Origin of the sequence: Levilactobacillus lanxiensis, assembly GCF_016861655.1 — a bacterium.
Taxonomy (GTDB): domain Bacteria; phylum Bacillota; class Bacilli; order Lactobacillales; family Lactobacillaceae; genus Levilactobacillus; species Levilactobacillus lanxiensis.
The window spans coordinates 57,813-78,632 of sequence record NZ_BOLN01000009.1 but is presented as its reverse complement, the minus strand read 5'-3'; the positions used below and the strand labels follow the sequence as shown (position 1 = coordinate 78,632).

The 20,820-nt window shown below is 49.6% G+C and carries 27 protein-coding genes; 1 reads left to right on the top strand and 26 read right to left on the bottom strand.

What is annotated here, in order from left to right; genetic code table 11:
• Window positions 1–22 precede the first annotated feature (22 nt).
• The 6 genes from rfbB to JUF22_RS13860 all read right to left on the bottom strand — a co-directional run bounded on the left by rfbB (window position 23) and on the right by JUF22_RS13860 (window position 5,635).
• Window positions 23–1,051 (bottom strand): dTDP-glucose 4,6-dehydratase, encoded by a 1,029-nt coding sequence (gene rfbB, locus JUF22_RS11215; RefSeq protein ID WP_203646278.1) that lies wholly within the window; start codon window positions 1,049–1,051, stop codon window positions 23–25.
• 73 nt (window positions 1,052–1,124) lie between these two features.
• Window positions 1,125–2,201 (bottom strand): LCP family protein, encoded by a 1,077-nt coding sequence (locus JUF22_RS11210; RefSeq protein ID WP_236000773.1) that lies wholly within the window; start codon window positions 2,199–2,201, stop codon window positions 1,125–1,127.
• 175 nt (window positions 2,202–2,376) lie between these two features.
• A complete protein-coding gene (gene lplA / locus JUF22_RS11205; protein WP_203646276.1) occupies window positions 2,377–3,396 on the bottom strand; it encodes a lipoate--protein ligase in 1,020 nt (339 codons plus the stop codon).
• A 54-nt stretch (window positions 3,397–3,450) separates the two neighbouring features.
• The gene (locus JUF22_RS11200; RefSeq protein ID WP_203637435.1) at window positions 3,451–4,866 is read right to left on the bottom strand and encodes an APC family permease; all 1,416 of its coding nucleotides are present in this window, start codon (window positions 4,864–4,866) and stop codon (window positions 3,451–3,453) included.
• Between the two features lie 186 nt (window positions 4,867–5,052).
• Window positions 5,053–5,526: a hypothetical protein gene (locus JUF22_RS11195; protein ID WP_203646274.1), complete on the bottom strand. Its 474-nt coding sequence runs from the start codon at window positions 5,524–5,526 to the stop codon at window positions 5,053–5,055.
• A complete protein-coding gene (locus JUF22_RS13860) occupies window positions 5,510–5,635 on the bottom strand; it encodes a hypothetical protein (protein ID WP_268890147.1) in 126 nt (41 codons plus the stop codon). The genes JUF22_RS11195 and JUF22_RS13860 overlap by 17 nt, the downstream gene beginning before the upstream one ends.
• A 613-nt stretch (window positions 5,636–6,248) precedes the next feature.
• Between JUF22_RS13860 and asnA the strand changes: the two genes are divergently transcribed.
• Window positions 6,249–7,259, top strand: coding sequence for an aspartate--ammonia ligase (asnA, locus tag JUF22_RS11190; RefSeq protein WP_203646272.1), 1,011 nt, complete (start codon window positions 6,249–6,251; stop codon window positions 7,257–7,259).
• Between the two features lie 72 nt (window positions 7,260–7,331).
• On the opposite strand, the gene JUF22_RS11185 is transcribed toward asnA, so the two are convergent.
• The 20 genes from JUF22_RS11185 to rpsE form a co-directional block, all read right to left on the bottom strand.
• The gene (locus JUF22_RS11185; protein ID WP_125765137.1) at window positions 7,332–7,997 is read right to left on the bottom strand and encodes a potassium channel family protein; all 666 of its coding nucleotides are present in this window, start codon (window positions 7,995–7,997) and stop codon (window positions 7,332–7,334) included.
• Window positions 7,998–8,009: 12 nt separating this feature from the next.
• Window positions 8,010–9,362: a TrkH family potassium uptake protein gene (locus tag JUF22_RS11180; RefSeq protein ID WP_203646270.1), complete on the bottom strand. Its 1,353-nt coding sequence runs from the start codon at window positions 9,360–9,362 to the stop codon at window positions 8,010–8,012.
• Between the two features lie 163 nt (window positions 9,363–9,525).
• Entirely contained in the window at window positions 9,526–9,993 is a 468-nt protein-coding gene (locus JUF22_RS11175; protein WP_203646268.1) for a hypothetical protein, read from the bottom strand.
• Between the two features lie 214 nt (window positions 9,994–10,207).
• Window positions 10,208–10,600, bottom strand: coding sequence for a 30S ribosomal protein S9 (gene rpsI / locus JUF22_RS11170; protein ID WP_011668466.1), 393 nt, complete (start codon window positions 10,598–10,600; stop codon window positions 10,208–10,210).
• 14 nt (window positions 10,601–10,614) lie between these two features.
• Window positions 10,615–11,058 (bottom strand): 50S ribosomal protein L13, encoded by a 444-nt coding sequence (gene rplM / locus JUF22_RS11165; protein ID WP_125765139.1) that lies wholly within the window; start codon window positions 11,056–11,058, stop codon window positions 10,615–10,617.
• 138 nt (window positions 11,059–11,196) lie between these two features.
• The gene (gene truA / locus JUF22_RS11160) at window positions 11,197–11,994 is read right to left on the bottom strand and encodes a tRNA pseudouridine(38-40) synthase TruA (RefSeq protein ID WP_203646266.1); all 798 of its coding nucleotides are present in this window, start codon (window positions 11,992–11,994) and stop codon (window positions 11,197–11,199) included.
• 9 nt (window positions 11,995–12,003) lie between these two features.
• Window positions 12,004–12,804 carry an energy-coupling factor transporter transmembrane component T family protein gene (locus tag JUF22_RS11155; RefSeq protein ID WP_203646264.1) on the bottom strand — a complete coding sequence of 267 codons (801 nt, stop codon included), beginning with the start codon at window positions 12,802–12,804 and terminating at the stop codon, window positions 12,004–12,006.
• Window positions 12,797–13,669, bottom strand: coding sequence for an energy-coupling factor ABC transporter ATP-binding protein (locus JUF22_RS11150; RefSeq protein ID WP_203646262.1), 873 nt, complete (start codon window positions 13,667–13,669; stop codon window positions 12,797–12,799). Before JUF22_RS11150 ends, JUF22_RS11155 begins: the two co-directional genes overlap by 8 nt.
• Window positions 13,645–14,481 (bottom strand): energy-coupling factor ABC transporter ATP-binding protein, encoded by an 837-nt coding sequence (locus JUF22_RS11145; protein WP_203646260.1) that lies wholly within the window; start codon window positions 14,479–14,481, stop codon window positions 13,645–13,647. Before JUF22_RS11145 ends, JUF22_RS11150 begins: the two co-directional genes overlap by 25 nt.
• 323 nt (window positions 14,482–14,804) lie before the next feature.
• On the bottom strand, window positions 14,805–15,188 hold the full coding sequence (rplQ, locus tag JUF22_RS11140) for a 50S ribosomal protein L17 (RefSeq protein WP_020090123.1): 384 nt from the start codon (window positions 15,186–15,188) through the stop codon (window positions 14,805–14,807).
• A gap of 30 nt (window positions 15,189–15,218) precedes the next feature.
• Window positions 15,219–16,169: a DNA-directed RNA polymerase subunit alpha gene (locus tag JUF22_RS11135; protein WP_125765144.1), complete on the bottom strand. Its 951-nt coding sequence runs from the start codon at window positions 16,167–16,169 to the stop codon at window positions 15,219–15,221.
• Window positions 16,170–16,256: 87 nt separating this feature from the next.
• Entirely contained in the window at window positions 16,257–16,646 is a 390-nt protein-coding gene (gene rpsK / locus JUF22_RS11130) for a 30S ribosomal protein S11 (protein ID WP_125574870.1), read from the bottom strand.
• 17 nt (window positions 16,647–16,663) lie between these two features.
• On the bottom strand, window positions 16,664–17,029 hold the full coding sequence (gene rpsM / locus JUF22_RS11125; RefSeq protein ID WP_125765145.1) for a 30S ribosomal protein S13: 366 nt from the start codon (window positions 17,027–17,029) through the stop codon (window positions 16,664–16,666).
• A 26-nt stretch (window positions 17,030–17,055) separates the two neighbouring features.
• Window positions 17,056–17,175 (bottom strand): 50S ribosomal protein L36, encoded by a 120-nt coding sequence (rpmJ, locus tag JUF22_RS11120; RefSeq protein WP_011668476.1) that lies wholly within the window; start codon window positions 17,173–17,175, stop codon window positions 17,056–17,058.
• 29 nt (window positions 17,176–17,204) lie between these two features.
• Window positions 17,205–17,423: a translation initiation factor IF-1 gene (gene infA, locus JUF22_RS11115; protein WP_011668477.1), complete on the bottom strand. Its 219-nt coding sequence runs from the start codon at window positions 17,421–17,423 to the stop codon at window positions 17,205–17,207.
• A gap of 164 nt (window positions 17,424–17,587) precedes the next feature.
• Complete coding sequence (locus JUF22_RS11110) at window positions 17,588–18,238, bottom strand: adenylate kinase (RefSeq protein ID WP_308439814.1); 651 nt, start codon at window positions 18,236–18,238, stop codon at window positions 17,588–17,590.
• A gap of 90 nt (window positions 18,239–18,328) precedes the next feature.
• Window positions 18,329–19,639: a preprotein translocase subunit SecY gene (gene secY / locus JUF22_RS11105; protein ID WP_203646256.1), complete on the bottom strand. Its 1,311-nt coding sequence runs from the start codon at window positions 19,637–19,639 to the stop codon at window positions 18,329–18,331.
• Window positions 19,639–20,073, bottom strand: coding sequence for a 50S ribosomal protein L15 (gene rplO / locus JUF22_RS11100; RefSeq protein WP_203637442.1), 435 nt, complete (start codon window positions 20,071–20,073; stop codon window positions 19,639–19,641). The genes secY and rplO overlap by 1 nt, the downstream gene beginning before the upstream one ends.
• A 35-nt stretch (window positions 20,074–20,108) precedes the next feature.
• Complete coding sequence (gene rpmD / locus JUF22_RS11095) at window positions 20,109–20,291, bottom strand: 50S ribosomal protein L30 (protein WP_125765149.1); 183 nt, start codon at window positions 20,289–20,291, stop codon at window positions 20,109–20,111.
• A 14-nt stretch (window positions 20,292–20,305) separates the two neighbouring features.
• Window positions 20,306–20,809, bottom strand: coding sequence for a 30S ribosomal protein S5 (gene rpsE, locus JUF22_RS11090; protein ID WP_125765150.1), 504 nt, complete (start codon window positions 20,807–20,809; stop codon window positions 20,306–20,308).
• Window positions 20,810–20,820: the final 11 nt, after the last annotated feature.

The following is a 20,820-nucleotide window of genomic DNA, read 5'->3' as shown; positions in this document are numbered from 1 at the left end:
TGGATTTAATGATGTGGCCGCTTTACTGGCCAGTCTCCCGGTACCCAGCTTCCACCCGGTCCTTATCCCCGCGCCACCACGCTTCGTGCGCCCGGTACCAGGCAATCGTTTGCCGCAAGCCTGCCGTGAAATCGGTCACCCGTGGCTGCCAGCCCAACGATTGCTGGAGATAACTGGCATCAATCGCGTACCGGACATCGTGTCCCGGCCGGTCGTGCACGTAATCAAAGGCATCCGCCGGTTGGCCCATCAGCTTCAAAATGTGTCCCAGAACTTCGCGGTTACTGTGCTCACCATTGGCACCAATCAAATAGGTTTCACCCAGCTTGCCACGCGTCAAAATGGTCCAAACGGCCCGCGAATGATCGTCCACGTGAATCCAGTCCCGGACATTGACACCGGCCCCATATAGCTTCGGCCGTCGGTGACTTAGGATATTGGTAATTTGGCGCGGAATAAATTTTTCCACGTACTGATAAGGCCCATAGTTGTTGGAGCAATTAGAAATTGTTGCCTTGAGGCCAAACGAGCGGACCCAGGCGCGAACCAGCATGTCGGCACTGGCCTTGGAGGCCGAATACGGGCTGCTGGGATTGTAGCGCGACTGGGGCGTGAATTTTTCACCGGCCCCCTCACCGTGCCCGGGTAGGTCCTGACGCAGCGGCAAGTCCCCGTAAACTTCATCGGTGGAAATCTGATGGAATCGAACGCCATACTGCCGACAAGCCTGCAACAAGGTGTAGGTCCCCACAATGTTGGTCTGCATGAACGGTGACGGGTCTAGCAGTGAACGGTCATTGTGACTCTCGGCGGCATAGTTGACCACCGCATCCGCGTCACGCACCAGCCGGTCAACCACGACGGCATCCGCGATGTCCCCCACCACCAGGGTCACCCGCTCAGCCGGCAATCCAGCTAAGTTCGCGCGGTTACCCGCATAGGTCAGTTTATCCAAAACGGTCACATGAACATCAGGCTGATACGCCACCACGTATCGGACAAAATTAGCCCCGATAAAACCCGCGCCACCGGTTACTAACAACTCTTTCATCACAAGGACTCCCTTCATTTACGCAAAAAGACACGAGAACCCCAGCGGATTATCGTGCCCAATTTATTTTAACTTAGTAGCCGCCACCAGGACCGCCATTACCGGAATCACTAGTCCCGCCGTTGTCAGAACTGGTCGTTGTCGTGCTCCCAGTCGTGCCGGACGTGGCATCCATCTGGGCAATGGTCCCCGTGGACTTGTGGGCCAAGCTCAGGGCATTCCGAATGTAATTCGTCACGCGCTGAAGCTCGGTCTTTGAGGCCACTTCCATACTTTGACTGTTAATGGTCTCGCTGGTCCCCTGCAGGTGAGTCGTCTTAACGCTAGAGATTGCCTTCCGATAATTCGTCGCCAGCGCCGTCAGATCGTTGAAGGTCAAATCCGTCTGGGTTTGTTTCGATAACGAACTGATAAAGCTTTGATTTAGCAGCGACGTAATGGAGTTCGACTTGCCAAGTAAGGCCATAATGACCTTCCGTTGCCGCGTTTGCCGCCCATAATCGCCGAGCGGATCGTCGTCACGCATCCGGGAGTAGGCCAAGGCCTTTTTCCCGTTCATGTGGGTCTGAACGCCCTTCTTAAATGAGTAACCCCCATAACTAAATGTCAGTGTTGGCTTTAAATCAACCCCGCCAACCTCATCAATAATCTTTTCCATTCCACCCATGTTGATAATGGCATAGAAATCGATTGGGACGTTCAACATGTCCTGAACAGTCGTAATTGCCGTCTTGGATTTGCCATAGGCGTACGCCGCGTTGATTTTGGAAATCCCGTAGTCCTCGTAGCCAGGAATGTTGACCGCCGTATCCCGGGCCAGACTGGTAATCGTGGTCTTATTCGTGGTCGGATTGATGGTGACCACCATCATACTATCCGTCCGCCCAGCAAATGTCCGACCGAGGGCCCCGGTATCCGTCCCCATCAAGAGAATCGATACAGGTTCCTTATCCTTTAAGACCTGATTCACGTTCCGGAGTTTCTTAACCCCAGAGGCTTTGTAGGTCTGGTCAACGCTGTCCTTGATGCCTTGGTACTTTTTCATCCCGTAGGCCACGCCACCCCCGATTAAAGCAATGATCAAGATGATGATAATATTCCGAATTGGATGTCTCCTACGACGCGGCCGTTGCCGCTTTTCCATTTCCATGGTTTGATACCCACCCTTTCAGCCCAGCCGGAATGGTCACGGCTGGCGGATTCTATTTATAATCGACTTGACCATTATAGGGGTTAAGTCTTAACGTGACCTAAGTTCTTCAGAACCTTAAGAAAAAAACAAAGCGCTACCGTCGCAACAGTAACGCTCCGATGACGTCTTTCACTTAAGCCTGAGGTTGCTTGGCTAAGAGATCCACCAGGTCAGTGGCCGGAATCTTGCCAAAGTAACTGGCGACATCCAACTGGTCAAAGACCGCCTGAATCGCAGTCGGCGTGTACGGAATCCCTGTCAACTGCTGGGTCACATCTTCGATCGGCAATTGCCCAAAGAAGTCCCCGTGAATCTGAACGGCTTTGATTTTCCCCTGGTCCACGTCGAGGTCAAACTCAACGGTACCGGCTGGGAAATGTTGGCGGCGCGTCAACGAATAAGCCGGATCATTGCCGTAAATCCAGTCCCAATTGTTAAAGTACTGGTCGGCTAGGGCCTTCACCCCAGCCTTATCGGTCGCCGTCAGCTCATATTGATGGGCCTGGCTTAAATCACTGACACCCAGAATTTCTTTAGCTAGGGTGTCTCGGAACTCTTCAATGGTTAAGTGTTGGTATTCGGGCGCACAGTAAGGCTTCAGGTTGGTGACCCGACTCCGAACGGACTTGATGCCCTTAGTCGCCAACTTGTCGGCTGGGACCTGTAAGGCGTGCGCAATCTGCGACTGGTCCACGTCATACATCAAGGTACCGTGAGAAAACATGCGACCATTCTCGACGTGCATGGCGTTACCCGAGAATTTCTTGCCGTCAATCGTCAGGTCATTGCGCCCCGTCATGGCAGCACCGGTCGCGCCCATTTGATGAAGGGCCTTAATCACGGGATCGGTGAATCGCTTAAAGTTGCCCACGGCATCCCCGTCATCCTTGGTGATAAAGCTAAAGCTGACGTTGCCAAGGTCGTCGTACACGGCACCCCCACCGGACGTCCGCCGGGTCAAAATAATGTTGTGGTCCTTCACATATTGTTGGTTGATTTCTGCCAGGACATTTTGATAACGCCCGACAATGATGCACGGTGAATTCACATAGAAGTACAGGATGGGCTCCGTCAAATCGGCGTGCTCCATCAGGTACGTTTCAATCGCTAAATTTTGGCGAATATCTAAACTTGGGCTTGCTAGGTAACGCATCAAGTCATCCCTCTCGATTAGTCTATGACCATTCTACCACGAAAAATGAAAGCGTTACCCGGCTTGTGAAATTTCTCGGACGCGACTGTGGTGATACCCGTAAGACACGTACACAATCAGCCCGATGACGACCCAGACGCCAAAGGCTTCCCAGGTAAATGCTTGAAGCTGCGTCATCAGGTAGACACACGCCAGAAATGAAGCAATTGGCAGGTACGGATACAGCGGCACCTTAAACGAGGTGTCCAGATTCTTAAACCGTTCGTCGTGACGCAGGAAGACGATGCCCAAAGAAACCATGGCAAACGCCGACAACGTCCCGATGTTGACCAGTTCCGCAATCTTATCGATGGGGATCACAGCCGCAAAGACACTGGCAATGGCCCCGAAGATCCAGGTGTTGGCCACGGGAACGTGCGTCTTCGGATTCAATTTCTTCAGTGAAGCTGGTAATAGGCCGTCACGACTAATGGCAAACAATAACCGCGTGCCCCCGTAGGACATCACGATCAACACGGTCGTCATCCCCACGATGGCCCCAAAGGAGATCACCCCGGACGCCCAGTTCTGATGAATCAGCGTCAACGCTAAGGCAACGGGATCGGCCACGTTCAGCTTGGTGTAGTGCACCACGCCAACCAGCACGGCCGACAGGCTCACGTACAGCACGGCGGCCACTAGGAGGGAGCTGATAATTCCAATGGGCATGTTGCGCTTGGGATTCTTGACTTCCTCACTAGCCGTCGACACGGCATCAAACCCGATATAGGCGTAGAAGGCCACGGCCGCCCCCTTGAAAATTCCGCTCGTGCCAAACGGTAAGAACGGATTATAGTTCGCTGGTTTGACGTAAAAAATAGCAATGCCGATAAATAATAAAATAACCAAGATTTTAACGATCACCATGATGTTGTTGATCTTGGCCGATTCCCGAATGCCCTTCGAGAGCAACCAGGCCACCAACATGGTGATGACTAAGGCCACGACGTCGATGCCGCCGCCCTTAACCCCAGCGGTCCCGGCCGCAGCCTGCAGGAATGGGGGTAATTTTAACCCAAAACCGGCTAAGAGGTTCTGGAAATAAGAAGACCAACTCACGGCCACCGAGGACACCGCAAATAGGTACTCAGAGATCAGCGCCCACCCGAGAATCCAGGCGGCAAACTCACCAAAGACCGCGTAAACATAGGTGTACGCGCTCCCGGCAAGGGGAATGGTTGAGGAGAACTCGGAGTAACACAGGGCAGCCATCGCACAAACGACAACGGCAATCAGGTAGGACAACATGACCCCCGGCCCCGTATAGTTGGCGGCAATCAGTCCAGGCGTGATAAAGATCCCGGACCCCACGATGGCGCCAATCCCCATGGTGGTCAGACTAAACGCCGTCAGCGTCTTTTCGAGACCCGTTTTCTTGTATAAGTCCGTCTGCACCTGTTTCTTAATAAAGAGTTGCTTTGGTCGTCCCAAGTCGACCCCTCCTTCCAAAATGATTAATGAGAATTCGATTAAACCAATTATCATAGTCTAATTTCATTTGGTCAGAATGTCAATAGAAAACTTGCATGAAAGCGGATAACTGTGGGCTTAACTGCTGATTTCGTCTCCAAAGCTCGTGCGGGATGGTTGACGCCATTAATCTCTCAGAAAGCGGCGTTAAATCCGCGGCCGTTCCCGGCGACCCCCACCGACCGGCGCCATATCCAAAAAGGCACTCAGTTTATTCTCAAAGGCCGCTTCCTTGTGTGGGAGTTGGGGATGCCGTTGGGCCAGTTGCACCAGTCGCTGATAATTCCGCGGGCCTAACGCCTGCACCTTGTGATCACGGTCAGCAATCACCTTGACCACGACCGTTGCCGCATTGTTCGCGCCGTATTCCACACACCGTGTCGCCGCGGCATATTTGCGATGCCGGTCCCGGTCGATCAGGATGTCATAGCCCACGCGGTGCTTAGACTTTTGCCCCATATGATGGTCACTGATCCGAATCTCTTTCAACACATCATGGTCCAGGTGTAAATACAGACTGGGCGTGCGATGACTAGTGACGCGCACGTGAACACCGGCGGCCCGTAGCTGGACAATAATTGTGCGGATCAGGGCCTTCAATTGGTCATCGGTCATTTTCATGGGGAACCTCCCGTGATTGAATTCGCTCGGTCATCGTACTACCAAATTCCAACGCCTTGGCCGCGCCATTCAATTGGCCGGCCATGATAAATAAGTCCTCAAAGTGCATGCTGGTCATCCCCTACTCCCATAAATTATCCCCAGCATACCCTGCCAACTAACGATGGGTCTAGACCCTTTCACTCGCCTACAGGGAATCTTAAACTCTAATAATTTTAATTATCAAACCGCCCAATTTGCCCCGTCGCGGCACCGTTCTCAAAAAAATTAACATTTTTTGGCCAAGTATTTTCTTCTACTAGTGCCGTTTATTTGATGAGGGCCTAACCAGAAAAAGTCTCGCTAAATTCTAATTTAGGCATTTACAATTTTCAAAATGGTGCTAGTATTAATGCCACAAGATAAAAAACGCAGGAAAGAGGAGTAAGTTAAGTCAGCCTGTCAGTGAGTTGGGACCTAGTGCAAACCCAATCAGTGCTTGATTTTTCCGAAAAACACTTTCTTAGTTGCTTCCTGAAATGACGTTGTCACGCTAGGGTAAGCCGTTAACCGGTACGTTACCATCGGTGGAGTATGTTTGTACTCTGATTGAGCTGGCCGATCATTTGGATCGACAACTTGGGTGGTACCGCGAAAAGGTTTTTCGTCCCTTGATTTTACACAAGGGATGGAAAACCTTTTTGTTTTATCTTAAATCAGGCCCCAAGAAGGAGAAAAAGCTTATGCATTTAATTATTCCAAAATCATACGATCCAAAATTATCCGTTCGAGAAACGCAGACGGCCATTCGTTACATTCGGGAAACTTTCCAAGAAGAATTCGGTAAGCAACTGAACCTGTCCCGTCTGTCCGCCCCGATGTTTGTGGAGAAAGCCACTGGGCTGAACGACAACTTGAACGGCATCGAAAAACCCGTGTCCTTCACCATGGCCGACATGGGCGCCGACGACACGATTGAAATCGTCCACTCTTTGGCAAAATGGAAGCGGGTCGCCCTTAAGCGTTACGGCTTTAACCTGCACGAAGGCCTGTACACCAACATGAACGCTATCCGTAAAGATGAAGACCTCGACAACTTCCACTCCGCTTACGTGGACCAATGGGACTGGGAAAAGGTCATCACCAAGGAAGAACGGACCGAAGCCACGTTGAAGCAAACGGTGCGGACCATCTTCAAGGTGATCAAGCACATGGAACACGAGGTTTGGTACAAGTTCCCCGAAGCCGTGCACCACTTACCAGATGAAATTCACTTCATCACAACGCAAGAGTTAGAAGACATGTACCCAACCATGACGCCGCGGGAACGCGAAAACGCCATTAGCAAGAAACTCGGTTGCGTCTTCCTGATGAAGATTGGCGACGCCTTAAAGAGTGGCAAACGTCACGACGGCCGCGCCCCCGACTACGATGACTGGCAATTAAACGGGGACATCATGTTCTGGTACGAACCGTTACAACAGGCCATCGAAATCTCCAGCATGGGCATCCGGGTCGACGCTGAGTCAATGAAGCGCCAATTGAAGCTGGCTCACGCCGAAGACCGCCTCAGCCTCCCTTATCACCAAATGGTCCTGAACGAAGAGGTTCCTTACACCATTGGTGGTGGGATTGGTCAATCCCGTCTCTGCATGTTATTGCTGGGTAAGGCCCACGTCGGTGAAGTCCAAGCTGCCCTATGGCCACAAGAAATGATCGACCAATGTGAAGCCAACGGGATTCATTTACTCTAAGCCAATTAAAAAAGTCACGTATCAAATAGCCGCTAACCGGTTATTTGACACGTGACTTTTCTATATATAAGGCTATTTTTTTAACGTCTCATCTAATTTCTCAACGTTCGCAATAGGCCCAACGACCGTCAGCACGTCATGCAGCTGCACGATGTCCGTGGGCTGCGGGGAAATGTTGATGGCGTGACCGTGTTGAATCGCAATCACGGTCAAATCAAAGCGCTGCCGCAGGTTTAATTTGACCAGGTCCTGATTCACAAAGTTCGGGTCGGTGATCACCACTTCGGCCAGCGTGTATTCATCACTCAGGTCAATGAAGTTTAAAATGTGATTCGACAGGAGTTTGCGGACGATGCTGTGCCCCATGTCGCGCTCGGGGAAAATCACCTGATCCGCCCCCACACGCTTTAACACACGGCCATGGTCGCTGGTTTCGGCCTTGGCAATCACCTTCTGGGCACCCAGCTCCTTGGTCAACATGGTCGTCAAGATGCTGGCCTCCATGTTATTGCCGATGCCGACGATGACGTAATCAAAGGTGTCGATGTTCAGCCCGCGCAAGACGTCCTCATCGCGCGTATCCGCAATCAGGGTCTGCGTGGCAATGTCCATCATTTCATTGACCGGCGCCTCACGAACGTCCACCGCGAGCACGTCCTGATGGGCCTCCACCAGTGTTTGCACGACACTCTGGCCAAACCGGCCGAGCCCCAGGACCGCAAAACTTTTCTTTGTCATGGTAAAACCTTCCTAACCAATTAAAATGTTTTCCTCTGGATAACGAATCTGGTTGACCTTAGTCTGCCGCTTAGACAGCGAGTACAGCGACGTGAAAATGCCGACCCGGCCGACAAACATTAACATCATAATGACGAGTTTGCCGATCACCGTTAGATGCGGGGTCAAGCCCAGGCTCAGCCCCACGGTCCCAAACGCCGATAGCACTTCAAACACAATGTATTCGAGCCCAAAGCCGCGCGGAATTTTCTCCGTCTGCGTCAAGATCAACGTGGCCACGACAATCACAACACTGGCCAAGAAGACCAGTAACAGCGCCCGACTGATGTTAGTTTGACTGAAGCGCCGGTGACTGAATTCAACGTCCTTCTTGCCCCGTAACTGCGCAATACTCTGGAGCATCAAGACCCCAAACGTGGTGGTCTTGATTCCCCCGGCGGTCGATCCGGGCGTCCCACCGACAAACATCAGAATCATGATCAAGAAAATACTCCCGGACTGCAGGTCATTGGTTGGCAAGGTAATCAGCCCCGCCGTCCGCGGTGTCACACTGAGAAATAGCGTGTTGACCGTCCGATTGAACCAGGACGTGTTCTTCGGCAGCAACGAGAGGTCCCGCTCCGTAATCAGCAATAGCACAAACCCAACGACGAACAGCGTCCCGGTCGTGACCAGTGTCAACTTCGAGTTCAGGCTCAGGCGTTTGCGCTCATGGTACAGCAAGAGGTCCCGCCAAACCAAAAAGCCCAGTCCCCCACCAATGATCAGAATGATCGTCACAATCAGGAGGTAGGAGTCATCGCGAAAACCCATTAGACTGTTCCCGAAAATATCGAACCCGGCGTTACAAAATGACATCACCGCATGATAGACCGACGCATACAGGCCCCGTTTCCACCCGTAACGCGGAATAAAGTCAAACGTGAGTAAACACGCGCCCCCGAGTTGAAAGAGCGCAGAGAGGCCGACAACGTATCTCATGACGCTCTTGGTATCGCTCAGATTTTCCAAGTTCAGGGATTCCTTCACCATCAGCTGTGTCGACAGGTCGAGATTGCGCCGAATGATGTTAAAGAGGAGCACAGCGAAGGTCATGTACCCCAAGGCCCCAATTTCGGACAGGCCCAAAATGACCACCTGACCAAAAAAAGACCAGTGTTCGGCCGTGTTAACGACCGTGAGCCCGGTAATACAGGTGGCCGAGGTCGCCGTAAATAAGGTATTAATAAAGGCGGTGCCGCGCATCCCGTTGGTGGCGATAGGCAGACTCAGTAGCACCGTGCCAATCGTAATCAGGAAGATGAACCCCCACACCATCTTTTTCGACAATGTATCAAATAATCTTGAATGCGTAATTTTTTCCATGATTTCCCATTCCTATTCGCTATTCTCTCCAGCTTAAGACAATCACGCGGGGAAAACAATACCCATTTCCAGTCAGGCTACTGACCTCCCGAACGGTTGACTGCATCGTAAAAAAAAATCCCCACCAAACTAACGGGTGAGGACAACGACAACTTAACTGCGATTAGGCTTTGCGGTGAAAGTGCTCGACAATTTGATTCTCCGAGTGGGTGTATGCCCCATGCTCATAGTCTTGGGACTGATAGGCATACCAGTAAATGGCGAGCTTATTCTTGCTGATCTTCGTGTAGCGCCGGTAGTAAAGAATATCAAACTTGGTCTCAGTCGACTTCACGTAGTAGGTCTTACTCCCCTTCTTGTGGTGATAAGCCGGTTTGATTTCCTTGTACCGTTGTGGCATCGAGCCACTAACGTCCCCATCTTTGATGACGTTAGAATTGATCTGGTAGAAATAGCCCACGCGTCGATCAGTTCTATGTAAATCTTTCTTGTCTTCACGCCAATTTCCTCGAATAGTTTGGGGGATTCCCTTGTGCCAGGTAGTCTTCGCCTGCCCCGTGGTGGTAAATCCCACGAATCCAATCAGGATAAAGGCCATGCCAATCATCATCTTTTTCCAATTTACTTGCATCTAAATCCCCTCCTTGTTTAATTATAGCCACATTGTGTTGTCGGCTTAATCACCATTAAAACAAAATTATTATGTCCAGCAACACTTCATTCGATTAATATTATCAAAAAGCCATTAAAATAGCAATGCCGCCAGTCAGTTGACCACCCGCATGACACAAAAAAATCCCCACCAACTGAATGGTGAGGATTTCCAAATCGAAAATATCGAAATATTAACGCTTTGAGAATTGTGAAGCCTTACGTGCCTTCTTCAGACCTGGCTTCTTCCGTTCCTTCATACGAGCGTCACGAGTCAAGAGACCCGCACGCTTCAATGGACCACGGAAATCTGGGTCAACTTCGAGCAATGCCCGAGCGATCCCATGACGAGTTGCGCCGGCTTGACCGGAGAACCCACCACCACGAACAGTAACTAATGCATCATAGTTACCGAGCGTTTCCGTAACGTTGAATGGTTGTAAGACAACTTCACGAATACTTGCGAATGGAATGTAATCTTCGATTGCCTTGTTGTTCATAACAATTTTGCCTGAGCCGGGTACTAAACGTACACGAGCAGAGGAGTTTTTACGACGGCCAGTGCCGCGATATTGAACTTGTGCCAATTTGGTTTTCCTCCTTAGATAAGGTTAGTAATGTCTAATACTTCTGGCTTTTGTGCTTCGTGCTTGTGGTCTTCACCAGCATACACGTGAAGCTTCAATGCCATTTGGTGACCTAAGGAGTTCTTAGGAAGCATGCCTTGTACAGAAGTTTCGATCAACTTTTCTGGGTTTTCGGCCCGGAAGTTACCGGCAGTCCGTGACTTTAAGCCACCAGGAAAACCAGTGTGGTGATAGTAAATCTTGTCGGTAGCCTTACGGCCAGTTAAAGCGACTTTGCTAGCGTTGATGATGATTACGTTATCACCAGTGTCCACGTTAGGGGTGAACGTTGGCTTGTTCTTACCACGTAATACAGATGCAACGACTGAAGCAAGCCGACCTAAACTAACGTCGGTTGCGTCGACAATGTACCATTTGCGATCAATATCGCTAGGTTTTGCAATATAAGTTGTACGCACGTTAAATTCCTCCATAAATCTGTGTTTGTCTGACACCAAGTAAACTTTCCGGGGCTTATCGTGGGGCAAACAATACCAATAACCATAATACAAAGTTTTACCCATAAAGTCAATGATTGTTTGTCCCCCGAACGAAATTTACCGCTGATGTTGGGGTAATTTCGTCGGATGCGCCGGGTCCTCTCCTTGATAATACACGTGTTTCAAATATAGTCCAGCCGCTGGGACCGTTCGCCGAGCCTGCTTGCGGTCCTTGACTTCGTACAGACGTAAAATATCATGCACGGGCCGTGTCCCAGAGCCGATTTCGACCAGGACGCCGACCATGATCCGGACCTGATTGTACATGAAGCCATTGCCATAAAATTCAAAGACTAATTCATTGTTGGCCTGATCGATGTGGCAAGTCGCCTCGTAAATGGTCCGGACAAAGGTTCGTGTCTGCGCTCCAGAGGCCACAAAACTGGTGAAATCATGCTCCCCAGTTAAATCTGCCAAGGCAAGCTTAATTTTTTCCAGGTCAACGGGAAATTTCCATTGGCCGGTGTAATTTCGTTTGAACGGGTTGCGGAACTCCCCCATGTCCATCCGGTAAAGATACCGCTTGCCTGAGACATTGTAGCGAGCATGGAAGTCTGGTGCGGCCAACTCGACCTTGGTGACCTCCATATCCATCGGTAACATGCTGTTTAAGCCCTTGCGCATATTCTCCGCGGGAATGTCAAAGGGAAAGTCGAAATGGGCCACCTGCGCCAAGGCATGGACCCCAGCGTCGGTCCGCCCTGACCCGTAGATGACGATGGCGGGCGTGGGATTTTTGGCCATTTTGTTGATGACCTTCGTCAGCACGCTCTCCACCGTGCGTTTGTGCGGCTGCCGCTGGAAACCAGCGAAGTCAGTCCCATCATACATAAAAGTTACTTTATAACGTTGCATCAGGTCCTCCTACCAACGACGACAAGCGAGAATCGCCGCAAATCCAAGTAAAAATAATAACCACGTGATCGTATCCCGCTTCTGCCACGTTAAAATACGATACTGCGTGCGGTGCTCGCTGTCCTGATATCCCCGCGCTTCCATCGCCGTCGAGAGGTCTTCGGCCCGGTTAAAGGCACTCATAAACAGAGGCACCATCAATGGAATCAGGGACTTGGCCTGTTTAAATAGACCACCCTCGCCAAAGTCCACGCCCCGGGCACGCTGCGCATTCATAATTTTCTCGGCCTCGTCCATCAGCGTTGGCACGAACCGTAGCGCAATTGACAGCATCATGGCTAACGTATCGACGGGCACCCGAATCCACCGTAAGGGCTTCATCAAGGAAGCCAGTCCGGTCGCAATATCCAGGGGCTGCGTCGATAACGTCAGCAAGGTCGACATCATAATAATGAGCAAAAACCGAATAAAAATAAATCCCGCATTGACCAGGCCAAACTGGGTCACATTAATAAAGGCCCAGTGGAAGTACGTCTGGCCGCCGACAGGACTGAACAATAGCTGTAAAACGACGGTAAAGACGATCAACCACAGTAGTGGCCGAATCCCCCGCAAGAAGAAACCTAAACTAATTTTAGACGCGAGGATCGACCCAATCGTCAGCGCAATTAGAATGGCATAACTCAGGGGATTGTTCGCGAGGAAAACTAAAATGATATAGCAGAAACTCAGCATCAGCTTCGCTCGGGGATCCAGCCGATGAACGACCGAATTTAATGGCAAGTACCGCCCAAAAATAAATTTAGACATGGTCGGCCCCCTTTGCTGGCCACTGTGCCGCAATCTGATCGGCTAACTGTTCGGCGGTCAACGGTAAGTGTTCCCAAGTTACCCCTCGCTGAGCCAAACGTTGCGCAAACTGGGCCGCTCGGGGAACATCCAATTGATTGGCCCGGAGCCACTCGGAATCCGCAAAGACCTCCCGAGGCTGACCAAACTTCACGAGCTTACCTTCCCGCATGACAGCGACCTGCTCGGCGTACTGCGCGACATCCTCCATCTGATGGGTGACCAATACAATCGTTAGCCCCTGCTCCCGGTGAAGCCGCTCAAACAACGCCATCATCGCCTGCCGCCCCTGAGGATCGAGTCCCGCAGTTGGCTCATCTAACACCAACACTTGCGGCCGCATCGCCAAAACACCGGCAATGGCGACCCGGCGCATCTGTCCACCAGAAAGCTCAAACGGTGACCGCTCGGCATAACTCGCATCGAGCCCCACCGTGGTTAACATTTCGTCGGCCAACGCATTGGCGTCCGCCTCGCTCATGCCAAAGTTTTGGGGACCAAAGGCAATATCCTTGCGAATGGTCTCCTCAAACAACTGGCTTTCGGGAAACTGAAACACCATACCCACGTGTTGCCGCAGCGGCTTGAGGTCCGCGTTAGTCGTGCTCGGTGTCACGGTGAAATCATCCACGTGAATCTCTCCGGCAGTGGGTTTAAACAACGCATTCAACTGCTGAATCAACGTCGATTTGCCACTCCCGGTATGCCCAATGATGGCGAGATAGCCGTGATCAGGCACCGAGAAGGACACGTCCTCGATGGCGGTGTGGGCCATGGGTGTGCCAGCCTGGTACGTATAGGTTACGTGTTCGAAAGAGATTGCCACAACCATTCCTCCATTTCCGCCGTCGTTTGATATCCCGCTGGCGGGGTGATACCGCGCTGTTGCAAGGCCTGTTTTAACTTAGCCGTAAACGGTAGATCAAGCCCCATCTCAACGAGACCTTCTCCCCGCGCAAAAATTGTCGCCGGCTGCGCCTCTTCAATTAGCTGCCCATCGTCAATCACCAAAATACGGTCAGCGCCGGCCGCTTCGTCAATATCGTGCGTGATAGAAATAACCGTTAAATGCTGACGTTCCCGTAGCTGACGTACCAGCGCCAACATGTCGCTTCGTCCCTGGGGATCCAACATGCTGGTTGCTTCGTCCAAAATCAAAATTTCCGGCGCAATGGCCACGATACCTGCTAATGCCACCCGTTGTTTCTGCCCACCAGACAGTGAACTGGGCTCCCGTTGTGCAAACTCAGCCATGCCAACCTCAGCGAGTGCCGCCTTAACCCGGGGCAGCATTGCAGAACGTGGCGTCTGCCGGTTTTCCAGGCCGAAGGCAACATCATCCTCAACGGTTGCACCAACGAACTGATTGTCAGGATTTTGAAAAATCATGCCAATTTTGCTGCGCACGTCCCATACGGTTTCTGGTGTGAGTTGAACGCCATCCACGGTGACGGTACCTTCAGTGAATGGCAATAAACCGTCTAGGGACTTCGCTAAGGTCGATTTGCCACTACCGTTGTGTCCGACAATGGCTAACCATTCACCGGCGTGTACGTCGAAACTAACGTCCTTTAACGCCGGCTGTTGTTCTTCGCCATATTTATATGAAAGATGCTTCACTTCAATGATATTTGCCATCCGCGTTATTAATTCTCCTAGTGAAAAAGTCACCGCTAATTATATCAAAGTTTTGGACAATACCGAAGTGTTCCGCCAGTTTTGTTACCAGATTGTGAAAGCCCCCGTCACCACGCACCCAAAAATCCCGAGAACGCAAAAAATCGGCACAAAAAAAATCACTAACAAACCAGCGGCGCTGAGGCAGATGCCCCCATTCAAGCTAGACTCGGAAAGAATTCCCCATCATCGTAGCGCTCTATACCACATAGTTCTAGTGATTAATTTGTAACCGATTCACCACGTTTAAGGACGTGATCACTCCTTGAATTGTCTAACTAAAACTAGTCAACAAATTCCAAGATGGCCATAGCAGCGCCATCACCGCGACGAGGCATCGTCTTCAAGATACGCGTGTAACCACCGTTACGATCAGCGTACTTAGGAGCCAATTCGCTAAATACCTTTTGTAAAGCACTAGTGACAACGACATCATCGCCATCTTCTTTAACATCTGCAACAACGTTACGGATGAAAGCAGCGGCTTGACGACGAGCGTGTAAGTCGCCTTGCTTACCCAAGGTAATCATTTGGTCAGCCGTCTTGCGAACTTCCTTAGCGCGTGCTTCGGTCGTTTCGATGCGGCCGTTCAAGATTAAACTAGTGGTCAAATCGCGTAATAAGGCACGACGTTGAGAACTAGTCCGTTGTAATTTACGGTAACTCATAACCAGAAACCCTCCTTTGAGTGTCTAAAATTAGTCTTCCTTCCGAAGTGACAAACCTAAGTCAGCTAACTTAGCCTTAACTTCTTCAAGGGACTTGCGACCCAAGTTACGAACCTTCATCATGTCTGCTTCAGTCTTGTTGTTCAATTCTTGGACCGTGTTGATACCAGCACGCTTCAAGCAGTTGTAAGAACGAACGGACAAGTCGAGCTCTTCGATGGTCATCTCAAGCATCTTTTCCTTGTGAGTTTCTTCCTTTTCAACCATGATTTCCGCATTCTTAGCTTCGTCAGTCAGGTCGACAAACATAGCCAAATGTTCGGTCAAGATCTTTGCAGCCAGAGCAATGGCTTCGCTTGGATTAATTGAACCATTCGTCCAAACATCCAGGGTCAATTTATCATAGTCAGCCCGTTGGCCAACCCGTGCATTCTCTACTTGGTAGTTAACCCGTTCGATTGGGGTGTAAATGGAATCCACAGCTAAGACACCAATTGGCATATCTGTGTTACGAGTTTTGTTCTCGTCAGCAGAGACATATCCCCGGCCCTTGTCTGCAGTCATTCGCATGTGGAACGTTGCCCCATCTGCAACTGTAGCAATGTACAGATCTGGGTTCAAAACGTCAACGTCGGCACCAGCAACAATATCACCAGCGGTGATTTGAGCAGGTCCCTTAACGTTGATCTCCATTGTTTCTTCCTGATCGTCGGCACCGTTTAACTTCAGCGCAATCTTCTTAACGTTCAAGATGATTTGCGTGACGTCTTCTACGACTCCTTCGACAGTCGAAAACTCATGCAGAACCCCGTCGATTTGAATGCTGGTAACAGCTGCACCAGGTAATGATGAAAGCAGAATCCGACGTAAGGAGTTGCCAAGCGTTGTCCCGTAACCACGTTCCAACGGTTCAACAACAAACTTACCGTAGTTGCTACTTTCGTCAATTTTATGAATGTTAGGCTTTTCAAATTCAATCATTCTTATCGTTTACCCCTTTCAAACCGCGTTGAGCTCCTATAAGTCAATCCCATCATGAAGGTTGCCCTCATTAATGAAACGCTCACGTTAAACCCGACGGCGCTTTGGAGGACGAGTACCATTATGAGGCACTGGCGTAACGTCACGAATAGCCGTAACTTCGATACCAGCAGCTTGGATTGCCCGGATAGCAGCTTCACGTCCTGAACCAGGACCCTTGACAGCAACTTCAACGGACTTAACACCGTGTTCTTGTGATGCTTTAGCAGCGGCTTCAGCGGCCATTTGTGCAGCAAATGGCGTTGACTTCCGACTACCCTTGAACCCTAAGGCACCAGCTGATGACCAAGCAATAGCGTTCCCTTGAACGTCAGTGATCATAACTAATGTGTTGTTAAACGTAGCATGGATGTGTGCAACACCGGATTCAATATTCTTCTTGACCCGACGCTTGCGACTAGTTTTTCTAGTAGCCATAAAGTGATAACCCTCCTTTACTTCTTCTTACCTGCAACGGAAACGGCTTTACCCTTCCGAGTGCGGGCATTGTTTTTGGTGTGTTGGCCGCGAACAGGCAAACCGCGACGGTGACGCATTCCACGATAAGAACCGATTTCTTGCAAGTTCTTGATGTTCAGGCTAACTTCACGACGTAAGTCACCTTCGACCTTGTACTTGTCAACTTCGGCACGAATCTTGTCTTCTTGATCAGGTGTCATATCGCGAACCCGAACGTCTTCTGATACTCCAGCATCCGCAACAATCTTGTGCGCGGTGTTGATACCAATACCAAAAATGTAAGTTAAACCGTAAGCGATTTTCTTATCACGTGGTAAATCCACTCCAGCAATACGTGGCATTTAAGTGCACCTCCTATAAATTGAAATTACTTACCCTGGCGTTGTTTATGCTTAGGGTTGGCTGAGCAAATAACCATTACTCGACCCTTACGCTTGATAACCTTGCAGTGTTCGCACATTGGCTTAACTGATGGTCTTACTTTCATGAATATCCCTCCTACATCTGTCCAGGCGGTTACTTAAACCGATAAGTAATCCGGCCTTTAGACAAGTCATACGGTGACATTTCAACAGTTACTCGGTCACCAGGCAGAATCCGGATGTAGTGCATCCGAATCTTACCGGAAACGTGAGCGAGAATCTCATGACCGTTTTCTAATTCGACCCGGAACATTGCGTTAGGCAATGTTTCGGTAACTTTACCTTCGACTTCGATGACATCGCTTTTCGCCACGAAAGTACCTCCCTTTTAATTGCGTGTAAAATACACGTAAAAGCGGTAGAGACAACAACTTGCCCCCACCTAGCACCTGTGAATTGCGACAGCGCGCCATTTACAGGCTAAACCTGAATAAGCTTACCATAATTCTCACTAAGACGCAAGAACTATGATACTTCCTACAGGTTCTTCAGGATCTTTTCGATGTCGACGTACACGTCATCGATGTCACGGTCACCATCAACAGTGAACAATAAGTCCTTCTCGGTGTAGTACTCGATCAGCGGTGTATTTGCTTTCAAATTCACTGCCAACCGGTTCTTCACCGTTTCAGGCTTATCGTCTTCCCGTTGATAGAAGTCATGACTACCACAGACATCACAAGTGCCTTCAACTTTAGGCTGTTTGTACAGCTTATGGTAGGTTGCCCCACAGTTGCGGCAGATATAACGACCAGAAAGGCGTTCAACCAAGACATCTGGCTCAACGTGAATATTGATCACGGCGTTGATGGTCCGATCCAATTCAGGGCCAAACGTATTTAACGCTTCGGCCTGAACAATGGAACGGGGGAACCCATCCAACATGAACCCGTCTTTGGTATCATCCTGAGCTAACCGGTCACGAACAATGCCGTTCGTCACTTCGTCCGGTACCAGTTCACCTTTATCGATGAACTTTTTAGCAGCCAAGCCCATTTCAGTTTCGTTCTTCATCGCTTCACGGAAGATGTCTCCCGTAGAAATATGCGGTAAGTGGAACTCCTTGATAATCTTTTCGGCTTGGGTACCTTTACCGGCTCCTGGTAAACCCATGAGGATCAAATTCATTGCTGTCATGTTCGTTCTCCTTATTCGAAAATTTGCCCGAAAAACACAAGCAGGTGTGCTAAATAGATCAACACACCCGCTGGAAACTCATTAAGCTGGTTCTGGATCTTGGATAAAGCCAACGTATTCGCGCTTCATCATTAATCCGTCAACTTGCCGCATGGTTTCGATAGCAACACCAACGACGATTAAGAGGCTGGTACCACCTAAACCAATTGACTCATCTAAGTCCCAAAGGTTTTGGGCTAATAACGGAATCAAGGAAATGAATCCAAGGAAGAGTGCCCCAACAGTGCTGAGACGCATCAATAAGTTGGAAACATATGATTGTGTTTCGTGACCAGGCCAAACACCAGGAATGTAGCTCCCCTGCTTTTGCAGGTTCTCAGCTAACTTTTCTGGGTTAACTTGTACGAACGCATAGAAGAACGTGAACACAATGATCAGAACAGTGTACAAAATGGCACCATCGAACGTTTGCATGTTGAAGACATCCGTTAAGGTTTGGTACCAAGCATCTTGAGAGTGGGTGTTTTGGAACGCCATCAGAATAGTCTGTGGCGTAGCAATAAACGAACTCGCGAAGATGACGGGGATAACCCCGGCAACGTTAACCTTTAATGGAAGGTAGCTACTATCTGGTGAACCAGATACCCGACGCGTGTATTGCATAGGTACACGTCGTTCAGCTTGCTGAACCCAGGTGGTAAAGGTCACAATGACCAAAACCAAGACGATTAAAGCTAAGATGAAAATAACACTCTTCCACAAAGTTCCCTTATCGGCATCGACAAAGTAAGTTTGGTAAAGCTTGTAAACAGAAGTTGGGGTCCGAGCAATGATACCCGCAAAGATAATCATTGAAATCCCGTTCCCTAACCCACGATCTGTAATCATATCACCCATCCAAGTGGTTAACATCGTCCCACCAGTCAGGATTAACCCGATTGACAAGTACGTTGCAACACTTGGATTTTGAACCAGTTTCAATGAACTTAAAGCACTGAAACCAGCCGTGATACCGATGGATTGAACGAATGCTAAAGCAATCGCTAAGTATCGTGTGGCTTGATTCAATTTCCGTCGACCAGTATCCCCTTGCTTGCTCCATTCAACGAATCGTGGAACGATGTCCATTTGTAGCAATTGAATAACGATTTGTGCAGTGATGTATGGTGAAACCCCCATCGCAAAGATGGAATAGTTTGTTAACCCACCACCACTGAAGGTATCTAAAATACTAACCAATCCAGAAGACGCAACGCTTTGAAGTGCCTTTGCGTTAATGCCGGGGACGGTAATATAAGTACCCAACCGAAAGACAATCAAAACCAATAGAGTAAAGAGAATTTTTTTACGAATGTCTTTAATCTTAAAGGCGTTTTTCAAGCTTGATAGCATTAAATCACCTCAGTTTTACCACCAGCAGCCTCGATAGCTTGGGCGGCTGACTTGGAGAACTTAGCGGCTTTCACCGTCAACTTCTTCGTTAACTCACCGTTACCCAAGATCTTAACACCGGACTTTTCGTTTTTAACGATACCGGCTTCAACCAGGGCAGCTGGAGTTACTTCAGCACCATCATCAAAGACGTTCAAAGCAGCTAAGTTTACGACAGCAAATTCCTTACGGTTAATGTTGGTAAACCCACGCTTTGGGATCCGACGGTACAATGGCATTTGGCCACCTTCAAAACCCAAACGAGTCTTGCTACGAGCCTTTTGACCCTTTTGGCCACGACCAGAGGTCTTACCATTACCAGATGAATCACCACGGCCAACCCGGTTACGAACCTTCCGTGAGCCTTCAGCAGGTTTTAATTCATTCAACTTCATGCTATTGCGCACCTCCTTATTTAATGATATGAAAACTATTTAACTTCTTCAACCTTAATTAAATGTGCAACTTGGAAAAGCGCACCGCGGGTAGCTTCATTGTCTGGTTGTAAAACCGTGCTGTTAACACGGTGTAAACCTAAAGCTTCCACAATCTTCCGCTGTTTAGGGAGGCGGTGAGCAACACTATGAATTAAAGTAACTTTTAATTGAGCCATTTTAATACCCCTCCTTATTCAGCTAAGTGTTGAAGAGAGACACCACGGAGAGCGGCAACTTCTTCAGCACGCTTCAACTGAGCCAAACCATCAAAGGTGGCCCGGACAGCGTTGACTGGCGTGTTAGAACCTAAACGCTTGGAAGTAACGTCAGCGACACCAGCTAATTCCATGACGGAACGAACTGAGCCACCAGCAGTAACCCCGGAACCTTCAGCGGCAGGCTTGAGCATAATCTTGCCCCCACCGTATGAACCGAGAACTTCGTGAGGAATGGTCGTTCCCACGATAGGTACTTCGATCAGGTTCTTACGAGCGGCTTCAACGGCTTTACGGATAGCTTCTGGAACTTCTTGAGCTTTACCAGTACCAAAGCCAACGTGACCGTTCTTATCGCCGACGATGACAAGAGCAGAGAACCGGAGACGACGGCCACCTTTTACAACCTTAGTGATACGGTTGATAGCAACAACGTTGTCTTCAAGCTCTAACTTGTCAGGATCAATAAATTTTGCCATGTGTGGTTATT

What these genes read in the sequence shown, in the direction of transcription:
- lplA (WP_203646276.1), bottom strand. Translation starts at nt 3,396, where the DNA reads ATGCGTTACCTAGCAAGCCCAAGTTTAGATATTCGCCAAAATTTAGCG.
- rpsK (WP_125574870.1), bottom strand. Translation starts at nt 16,646, where the DNA reads ATGGCTACTAGAAAAACTAGTCGCAAGCGTCGGGTCAAGAAGAATATT.
- rfbB (WP_203646278.1), bottom strand. Translation starts at nt 1,051, where the DNA reads ATGAAAGAGTTGTTAGTAACCGGTGGCGCGGGTTTTATCGGGGCTAAT.
- JUF22_RS11185 (WP_125765137.1), bottom strand. Translation starts at nt 7,997, where the DNA reads ATGACAAAGAAAAGTTTTGCGGTCCTGGGGCTCGGCCGGTTTGGCCAG.
- JUF22_RS11135 (WP_125765144.1), bottom strand. Translation starts at nt 16,169, where the DNA reads ATGATTGAATTTGAAAAGCCTAACATTCATAAAATTGACGAAAGTAGC.
- truA (WP_203646266.1), bottom strand. Translation starts at nt 11,994, where the DNA reads ATGCAACGTTATAAAGTAACTTTTATGTATGATGGGACTGACTTCGCT.
- JUF22_RS11145 (WP_203646260.1), bottom strand. Translation starts at nt 14,481, where the DNA reads ATGGCAAATATCATTGAAGTGAAGCATCTTTCATATAAATATGGCGAA.
- rpmJ (WP_011668476.1), bottom strand. Translation starts at nt 17,175, where the DNA reads ATGAAAGTAAGACCATCAGTTAAGCCAATGTGCGAACACTGCAAGGTT.
- asnA (WP_203646272.1), top strand. Translation starts at nt 6,249, where the DNA reads ATGCATTTAATTATTCCAAAATCATACGATCCAAAATTATCCGTTCGA.
- rplQ (WP_020090123.1), bottom strand. Translation starts at nt 15,188, where the DNA reads ATGAGTTACCGTAAATTACAACGGACTAGTTCTCAACGTCGTGCCTTA.
- JUF22_RS11180 (WP_203646270.1), bottom strand. Translation starts at nt 9,362, where the DNA reads ATGGAAAAAATTACGCATTCAAGATTATTTGATACATTGTCGAAAAAG.
- JUF22_RS11110 (WP_308439814.1), bottom strand. Translation starts at nt 18,238, where the DNA reads ATGAATTTGATCCTCATGGGTTTACCAGGAGCCGGTAAAGGTACCCAA.
- rplO (WP_203637442.1), bottom strand. Translation starts at nt 20,073, where the DNA reads ATGAAGTTGAATGAATTAAAACCTGCTGAAGGCTCACGGAAGGTTCGT.
- JUF22_RS11210 (WP_236000773.1), bottom strand. Translation starts at nt 2,201, where the DNA reads ATGGAAATGGAAAAGCGGCAACGGCCGCGTCGTAGGAGACATCCAATT.
- rpmD (WP_125765149.1), bottom strand. Translation starts at nt 20,291, where the DNA reads ATGGCTCAATTAAAAGTTACTTTAATTCATAGTGTTGCTCACCGCCTC.
- rpsE (WP_125765150.1), bottom strand. Translation starts at nt 20,809, where the DNA reads ATGGCAAAATTTATTGATCCTGACAAGTTAGAGCTTGAAGACAACGTT.
- secY (WP_203646256.1), bottom strand. Translation starts at nt 19,639, where the DNA reads ATGCTATCAAGCTTGAAAAACGCCTTTAAGATTAAAGACATTCGTAAA.
- JUF22_RS13860 (WP_268890147.1), bottom strand. Translation starts at nt 5,635, where the DNA reads ATGCACTTTGAGGACTTATTTATCATGGCCGGCCAATTGAATGGCGCG.
- JUF22_RS11155 (WP_203646264.1), bottom strand. Translation starts at nt 12,804, where the DNA reads ATGTCTAAATTTATTTTTGGGCGGTACTTGCCATTAAATTCGGTCGTT.
- JUF22_RS11175 (WP_203646268.1), bottom strand. Translation starts at nt 9,993, where the DNA reads ATGCAAGTAAATTGGAAAAAGATGATGATTGGCATGGCCTTTATCCTG.
- JUF22_RS11195 (WP_203646274.1), bottom strand. Translation starts at nt 5,526, where the DNA reads ATGAAAATGACCGATGACCAATTGAAGGCCCTGATCCGCACAATTATT.
- rpsM (WP_125765145.1), bottom strand. Translation starts at nt 17,029, where the DNA reads ATGCCACGTATTGCTGGAGTGGATTTACCACGTGATAAGAAAATCGCT.